Here is a 6,768-nt window from a genome sequence, read left to right as displayed (position 1 = left end):
AACCCCGGCTTGCCGGGGTTTTTTATTTCCTTTATTTCAGCGCTAGAAACAACTCACGATAGCTTGCCACCAACTGCTCCAGCGTGGCGCGGTTCAGCCCGCTTGGGTTAGGCAGCACCCACACCTCGGTTTTACCGATCATCATCTCCTGGCGCCCCCAAGGCACCTTGCGGATACCAAATGCACTGCTGAATGCCTGCTTGCCGAGGATCGCCAGCGCCTGAGGCTGACATTGCAGGATTTTTTCTTTTAATGCGTCACCACCTGCACGTAACTCATTACGAGCCAACTCGCTGGCCTCAACCGTTGGACGTTCGACCAGCATAGTAATACCACAGCCGGTATCTAGCAGATGCCGCTCTTCTTCTGGAGCCAATAAACGCCCGGTAAAACCTGCCTGATGGATCACCTTCCAGAAACGATTATTGGTATTGGCAAAATGATAGCCATGGTGCGCAGTAGAAAGGCCGGGATTGATGCCACAAAAGACAACTTGCAGAGCGGGTGCCAGAATATCCGTGATCATGATATGTTCCGTTAAAGCATTTAGAGTGGTTATCGCAAAATCTGCCAATAATTACAACAGGCTAGAACTGAACATAAAAGCAACATATGGTTTGAAGAGAGTAGACCTGCGTCCGGTGATTACCGTATAATCACGCCGCTTGGCCCCTTAGCTCAGTGGTTAGAGCAGGCGACTCATAATCGCTTGGTCGCTGGTTCAAACCCAGCAGGGGCCACCATACAAAACAAGGGGTTAGATGATAAATCATCTAACCCCTTTTTCTTTGATTTGATCTTGGGTCAGGTAATGGGTCAGGTAAGGAAAAACCACTCCATCAGGTAAAAACCAGATTCCGCCTGAATTACATTACTGCCAGCCCCCTGTTTGCTCACAGCAGACACACGCGATAGAGTTTATGTAATAGCTAGTGCAAGTAAGTTTGGTCAACACAGGTCTCCCCCTCTGACCTCACTTAATCTTTCAAAACCTCATCATCGAGTTGTTTTTCCGTCATGCCAAATTGTTAAAAAAGTCACTCACCACTCCCGTCTGTCTTTCCATAATCCAGAACTTTGACTGTATCATTTTAGCTATTTCCGCTATTAGTAGCGGAAATAGCAATGTTCTAAGGCGTCAATTTTTTAAGATCACACCATTTTGTTAAATCATTGTTAATTTATTTGTAACTCAGAATGGTGGGTTTTCTCCCTTTAGGCTAGAGCTTGGTTATCGTTTTCTCCTCAGGTTTTAAATGAACGACTATCTTGCCGCAAGCATCCCTGGATAATGTTTGGCGATAATGTCATTCATTTTGTCCATCAGTTCCGGCTTTCGGAATGTCAGATGTGCCGAACCCTTCATGAAGTATTTGATCGAGAAATACTCATCCTCGTACACCTTCGCCATTTGTGGATTGGCACGAATATGCTCATAAAGCCGAGTGGTGAGATCTGCCCTGTTATCAGGCAGCGGTTTGCCATCGAGTAAATGCAGCATCCTTTCTAAGTCGGCCAGTTGGTCACGCCGGTAACTGTGGTTCAGCGTAAAACCCCATTGGTTGTAACTCACCAGACCGTTGACGATAATTTTTTTGCCAAAACGGCACGGGCTGTTGGTTTTGTAATGCCAGGAGAGCGATTTGAAGACGTTGATCACCCCCCGCTCAAATACCTCGCCCTTATCACGGTGCAACTGTTCGAATGTGCTGTAAATGCTGTCCTCGCTGATGGCAGGCACATCTTTACTCTCCAGATTTCTGTACCATTGGTCACGAGCTTTGGCATCCATCAAACTCAGCATTCCTGATTTTTTCATCAAGTCTTGCCACATGTCGCGATCAAGATTGCGGGTGATCACGGGCATCGCCGTTTCTGCTTTCTCCATCAACCAGCAGCCACAGCGGAAGTCTTGTTTCATAGCCCAGTCTCTGGCTATTCCTCCACCGATGCTGTTGGTGATGGCCGAGATATCCTCAAGCTGATGAATAAGGGCTTCAATTTGCGCCAGTGCGGCATTACGCCCAGTGACAATACGCTCAATGCTGGTGGAGCAAATGACTTCTGTGTGGCCGGTGATGACTTGGGGCTCAATAACAATCTGTTCTGACATGACTTTCTTCCTTATATAAAAGCAAAACGCCAGGCGGTAAGCGCTGGCGCTGATGTGAGTGAGAGTTGAATATGGGCCAGGTCGATGTTGCGTTTTACAACAGCCCGAGATGGCGAAGATCCCAAACCGCGTTACGTGCTTGCTGAACCAGGGGCAGCAAGGTGGCGGAATCGGTTTTATCCTCGTCGTTATCGAAAATAAGTGACGAGCCGCAGTCAATGTTGTCTTGCAGCCAATCAATGAGGATATCCAGCCCTTGCTCAGTGTTTAGCGTCATGGTCATGCGTGCGCATTCACAGAAGGTGGTGCCGTCTGATAAACCGCGATATACACATGGCCAAAGCTACCTAACGTATCGGCATCACAGGTAAAACCGGCATGCTGCACGGAGACACAATGCTGATGACGCTGATCGAGTTCACCCGATCGCAACCGGGCTTCCAGTTGTTCAATCAGCACGGGAAAAGCAGCGTCCAGTGTTTTAAGCGCATCAGGTTCAAATGTGCCGACAAAACTGGCACGGTCTGCCAGAAAATGCAGGTGGCTGCCCTGCTGGACCAATCTGGCCCCCAGGCGCGGAGTGATGTCTCGTTGCAGACCCCAGACGGGTGACGGTGCGCTGTCTTCATGGGGGGGCAGGTTTGCGTGATTATCGGTATCAGGAACCGGTTCTTTCATGGCTGAATGTCCTTAAAAAGTACAACGCCAGCGGCAAGGCTGGCGTGTTGTTGGATCACTTAGGTAAGTGAAAGGCTGTCAGGCTAGGCGGCGAATGACGGGACTGCGCAAGCCCAGCGCACTGCGGGCGCGTAACATATCGCCACCGCTCAAGGTGGGATCCTGGGCCATCAGGCTGAAACCGGGGCGATCAATACGTACCAAGTCAAATTTCTCCACCAGTTCATTGACGGTTTCCCGTACCGTGACGCCATACTCAATCTGCTGGGCTATGGCCTGTTCGTCGTGATACGGCGTATCGTTGAGCTCCAGGCCATAACAGTGGGCCAGCAACCAGGCCAACAGTTGCTGGTATTCAGCCCGTGCCTGATTGGCGCTGGGCGTGATGCGGGGTATTTTATCGAGGGTTTTCATACGGGCAGTTCCTTAAGAAAGTGGGGAAACCGGGAGTTGGCAGTGGTGGGTCAACCAGTGAGCGACCTTTCGCCAGTGCTTCACGGGGATATCAGATTCAATCGTCCAGGTGTTCGGGCACTGCGTATTGGCCAGCAATAATGAGCTCATCACCAGCCACTGGTAGGGATAGCCTCGCGTATCGCAGCGGATCAGTGCATAGGGTGTTTGGCGCTGGTAGAGAATGAACGGATCGCCTGCTTGATGGGTAATCCGCTCACCGTTAAAGCTGATCATGCCCAATCCCATCAGGCTGTCGTCGAACCGGTATCTGCGGTTGCCAGTGTATTCACAGATAACCGGCGCGGTGGTTAAACCCAGCGTGTCGGGGTGTTGACACAGTTGCTGGTAAGCGGCGGTGATGGCCTGGCATATCCTCAGCCAGTCGTGTGACGAGATCGTGTTGTGCTGAAGAAAATGGAATACGCCAGGCACGGGCGATGCGCTCGTGTTCATGAGTCAATTTCCTTTTAAAATAGAGGGATAACGCGAAAGTGGAGCGTTGGGGCTGTATTACCAGTCGAAGGTGGTAAAGTCGGGCAAGACCTCACCCAAGGCATCAATATGCAGGTAGCTCAGTTGATGGCGTTTCATCAGCGTGGTGACCAGGCGGCGACAGGCTTTGGACAGCCCCAGCCGTTTGAGTTGCAACACCGGGTGGGTCCACGCATCCAATCGCAGCAGATAGCCGGTGCCCGAAAATGAGATCCATTCGCCGTCGCTGAACTCATCTTGGCAATGCGAAATCCGGTACAGCACTGCATTGTCATCTTCGCTGATATGGACCGAACTGCATTGCAGACCAAAACGTAAAAGTTGTGTCGTTGCCATTATGGGTTCGCCTCCTTTATTACTCGCCGTTGCGGATAACGGCGTTGGTGATGCGCCAAGACCTTTTCACGCCATTCTGGGCTGATGACAGGAGCCAGCGCCAAGTAGCGCATGGGGCAGGAGTAATAACAGGGTTGTACCGATTCATCCATCGCCTTGTAGCCCCAGTTTCCAGCTGAACCCTGCATTAGGGTGCAATGAATGACAGTTTGGGCGACTTTTGCCGGATCTTTAGGTGTGCTCTGAACAACGGACCACAGGACATTGCCTCGTAGTGCATGCGCCAGCGTAACGTGTCGATAGTGTTCGGTATCGTCGGTTTGGATCAGTGCCGCGATCAGTTCACGGCGAGAGTGGTGTGAAAAAAACCAACCCATAGAGGTGCTCCTTGAACATGGGGTCTTACAAACACAAGAGTGGGGAAAGAGTGAAAGAAAGCGGCTATCAGCCAGGTAACCAGCCGCGTTCGGCAAAGGACATGATATCCAGACCGCCAACAATAAAGTGATCCAGTACTTTCACATCAACCAGCCCCAACGCGTTGACCAGCCTGTCGGTGATCTGCCTGTCGGCCTGACTGGGTTCAGTTTCACCGGAGGGGTGATTGTGTGCCAGAAGCACAGCGGCGGCGTTATGCTTCAACGCCGCTTTGACCACTTCACGCGGATGGACGTGGGTACTGTTGATCGTTCCCTTGAAAAGGGTTTCGTGAGCAATCAGGCGGTTTTGGTTATCAAGAAATAGCACCGTAAACTCCTCGCGAGTCAGCGGGGTCATTTGCAAGCGCAGCCAATCACGAACGATTGTTGTTGAGGTAAAGGCAGCACCGGGTTCACGCAGTTGTTGTTCCAATAGGGTGATGGCGCGCTTAATGGCCCGTCGGGCTGCGGGAGGCATCTCATCAGCAATAGGCGATAAAGTGATTGAATTCATGGTGACGTTAACCTCCGTATTCAGTCAATCATGTACATAATGGCGTTGCTCTCTGCATGTGAAAGCGCATATTCCCTGAGGCAATAGAAATGTTCGGTCATGGCTTCGCTTTCGGTACGGCAGGCATGGTGGCTGTAGATCAGTAGACAAACAGCGATACCGGCAGCCTCCGCACTCATTTCGGCACCATTACCGTTCATGCCATTAAACAGTGACCAGCGCTCATCGCTTTCTGGAGCCAAAAAGGCACCGCCGTTATTCAGCGTATAAAAATTCCAGGTTCCCCCGTTGTAATCAGTACAGAGGCGATCCATCCAGCCAAAGACGTGAGATTCCAGAATGGGCCACTGCGGTATGCTGCCGAAGTGCTGCGGCCAGAAACAAGAACGCTGGTGGCCAGGCACCACAGTGGCGGTAAGAGTGCTGGCCTGAGTGATTGCGGTAGGAGCGGTAAGATGTGTATTCATGAAAAATATCCTTATTGATGAGATCAATAACAAAACAGGCCCCACCGGATAAACCGGGGAGCCTGTCTGGATGATGTGAGAGAAATGTTAGTGAGTGCTTACGGGGTCTGTTCACCCACGATCTGGGAATTGTGGAGAAGTGAAGATCAGGCGCAGTTGGGTGCAAGATTGGGCATAGCCATCAGTGTCAAAGCTGGCAGGCCAGTCACCCTCTTTTCCAGCTAATCGGCACAGGCTGCGCTCACCGGGTCGGTAATACAGATGGCTGCACCAGGCGCACAGATCGTCATCGGATATTGAACGACAGCCAGGTTCATTGTCCAATGGCACCGGATGTGGTGCAGCCTGCCGGGCGTTGGCGGGAATATGCTGCATCAAGCCACCGCTTGCTGAAGTTGCTCTGCCATGACCCACAGAGCGCGGTTCAGTTTAATATCGCCATCAATGCCATTGATGGCACGGGTCTGTGCCCGTTTGCCGGTGGCGCTGCGACCCGATAATCCCCCTTTGCTCAAATTTTCCTGCACTCTTTGAAATGTTGTCCACAAATCGTCTTTCTTGTCTTCCCAACGTCGAGGCATCAGGATTTGGCTTTCGGTCACCGGATGGTGCTCTTCGCCGTAACGGTAGGTCAGTGCGGCGTGTGCCAGCGCATGCTGATGTTCCGGTGTCAGTGTTAACGCCAGCATGCTTTCCCGGCTTTTTTCTATCCGGTCAAATATCCCCAGCACCTCGTAAGCCCCTTCAATGACCTTTTCCACTACATCGGCCCCCTTGTGTGGCACACGAATTTCACCAAAACTCTGGCCGCAGACCAGACCGTTGCTGCAAATTTCACGGTACCAACCTGGCAGCATTTGATAGCTGCTGGAGCCATCGTGGCTGTTGAGCAACACAATTTCCTGCACCTCTTTCTGGGTGATTTGTCCCGAACGGCGCAGGCGTACCAGATGTTTGGTGTGTTCACGTTTGTCCAAATCCCGCACGCGGGTCTGGCAGGCGAAGAACGGCTCAAAGCCCTCTTCACGGAGTCGGTCCAGCAAGGTTATGGTCGGGATGTAGGTGTACTTTTCGCTGCGGGAGGCGTGTTTGTCGTCACCCAGTACGCTGGGCACATACTGGGCCAGTTCATCAACGGTTAACGGGCGGTCACGGCGAACGGAGTTCACCCGACCAAAGCGGGAAGCTAAACGGGTCATACGCATATCCTTCTGTTATTTATGGCTAAATAATAAAAAGGCTCCACCGGAAAACCGGGGAGCCTGTGCAGGGGGTAGGTAAAACATCAGTAAG

The 6,768-nt window shown here is 51.6% G+C and carries 12 protein-coding genes and 1 tRNA gene; 1 reads left to right on the top strand and 12 read right to left on the bottom strand.

Annotation, left to right across the window (positions count from 1 at the left end; translation table 11 throughout):
- Positions 1–31: 31 nt before the first annotated feature.
- Positions 32–526, bottom strand: coding sequence for a G/U mismatch-specific DNA glycosylase (gene mug, locus AC2A1E_RS23695; RefSeq protein ID WP_484385791.1), 495 nt, complete (start codon positions 524–526; stop codon positions 32–34).
- 141 nt (positions 527–667) lie between these two features.
- Between mug and AC2A1E_RS23690 the strand changes: the two genes are divergently transcribed.
- Positions 668–743, top strand: a tRNA-Ile gene (locus AC2A1E_RS23690).
- Positions 744–1,264: 521 nt separating this feature from the next.
- Here AC2A1E_RS23690 and AC2A1E_RS23685 read toward each other — a convergent pair.
- The 11 genes from AC2A1E_RS23685 to AC2A1E_RS23635 all read right to left on the bottom strand — a co-directional run bounded on the left by AC2A1E_RS23685 (position 1,265) and on the right by AC2A1E_RS23635 (position 6,674).
- On the bottom strand, positions 1,265–2,113 hold the full coding sequence (locus AC2A1E_RS23685; protein WP_484385790.1) for a DUF4942 domain-containing protein: 849 nt from the start codon (positions 2,111–2,113) through the stop codon (positions 1,265–1,267).
- Between the two features lie 94 nt (positions 2,114–2,207).
- Entirely contained in the window at positions 2,208–2,390 is a 183-nt protein-coding gene (locus tag AC2A1E_RS23680) for a hypothetical protein (protein ID WP_484385789.1), read from the bottom strand.
- A 2-nt stretch (positions 2,391–2,392) separates the two neighbouring features.
- Complete coding sequence (locus AC2A1E_RS23675) at positions 2,393–2,791, bottom strand: type IV toxin-antitoxin system YeeU family antitoxin (protein WP_484385788.1); 399 nt, start codon at positions 2,789–2,791, stop codon at positions 2,393–2,395.
- Positions 2,792–2,869: 78 nt separating this feature from the next.
- Positions 2,870–3,205 (bottom strand): TA system toxin CbtA family protein, encoded by a 336-nt coding sequence (locus tag AC2A1E_RS23670; protein WP_484385787.1) that lies wholly within the window; start codon positions 3,203–3,205, stop codon positions 2,870–2,872.
- A 12-nt stretch (positions 3,206–3,217) separates the two neighbouring features.
- Complete coding sequence (locus tag AC2A1E_RS23665; protein ID WP_484385786.1) at positions 3,218–3,700, bottom strand: hypothetical protein; 483 nt, start codon at positions 3,698–3,700, stop codon at positions 3,218–3,220.
- A gap of 57 nt (positions 3,701–3,757) precedes the next feature.
- Complete coding sequence (locus AC2A1E_RS23660) at positions 3,758–4,075, bottom strand: DUF5983 family protein (RefSeq protein ID WP_484385785.1); 318 nt, start codon at positions 4,073–4,075, stop codon at positions 3,758–3,760.
- Positions 4,075–4,452 (bottom strand): hypothetical protein, encoded by a 378-nt coding sequence (locus AC2A1E_RS23655; protein ID WP_484385784.1) that lies wholly within the window; start codon positions 4,450–4,452, stop codon positions 4,075–4,077. The genes AC2A1E_RS23660 and AC2A1E_RS23655 overlap by 1 nt, the downstream gene beginning before the upstream one ends.
- Before the next feature lie 67 nt (positions 4,453–4,519).
- Positions 4,520–5,008, bottom strand: a complete 489-nt coding sequence (radC, locus tag AC2A1E_RS23650; protein WP_484385783.1) for a RadC family protein — start codon at positions 5,006–5,008, stop codon at positions 4,520–4,522.
- A gap of 20 nt (positions 5,009–5,028) precedes the next feature.
- Complete coding sequence (locus tag AC2A1E_RS23645) at positions 5,029–5,475, bottom strand: antirestriction protein (protein WP_484385782.1); 447 nt, start codon at positions 5,473–5,475, stop codon at positions 5,029–5,031.
- A gap of 111 nt (positions 5,476–5,586) precedes the next feature.
- Positions 5,587–5,850 (bottom strand): hypothetical protein, encoded by a 264-nt coding sequence (locus tag AC2A1E_RS23640; protein ID WP_484385781.1) that lies wholly within the window; start codon positions 5,848–5,850, stop codon positions 5,587–5,589.
- Entirely contained in the window at positions 5,850–6,674 is an 825-nt protein-coding gene (locus AC2A1E_RS23635; RefSeq protein WP_484385780.1) for a DUF932 domain-containing protein, read from the bottom strand. The genes AC2A1E_RS23640 and AC2A1E_RS23635 overlap by 1 nt, the downstream gene beginning before the upstream one ends.
- Between the last annotated feature and the right edge of the window lie 94 nt (positions 6,675–6,768).

Source organism: Serratia sp. HNCC26DJ206 (assembly GCF_057180605.1).
The sequence above is the reverse complement of the archived record's forward strand: the minus strand, read 5'-3'. Positions and strand labels throughout refer to the sequence as shown.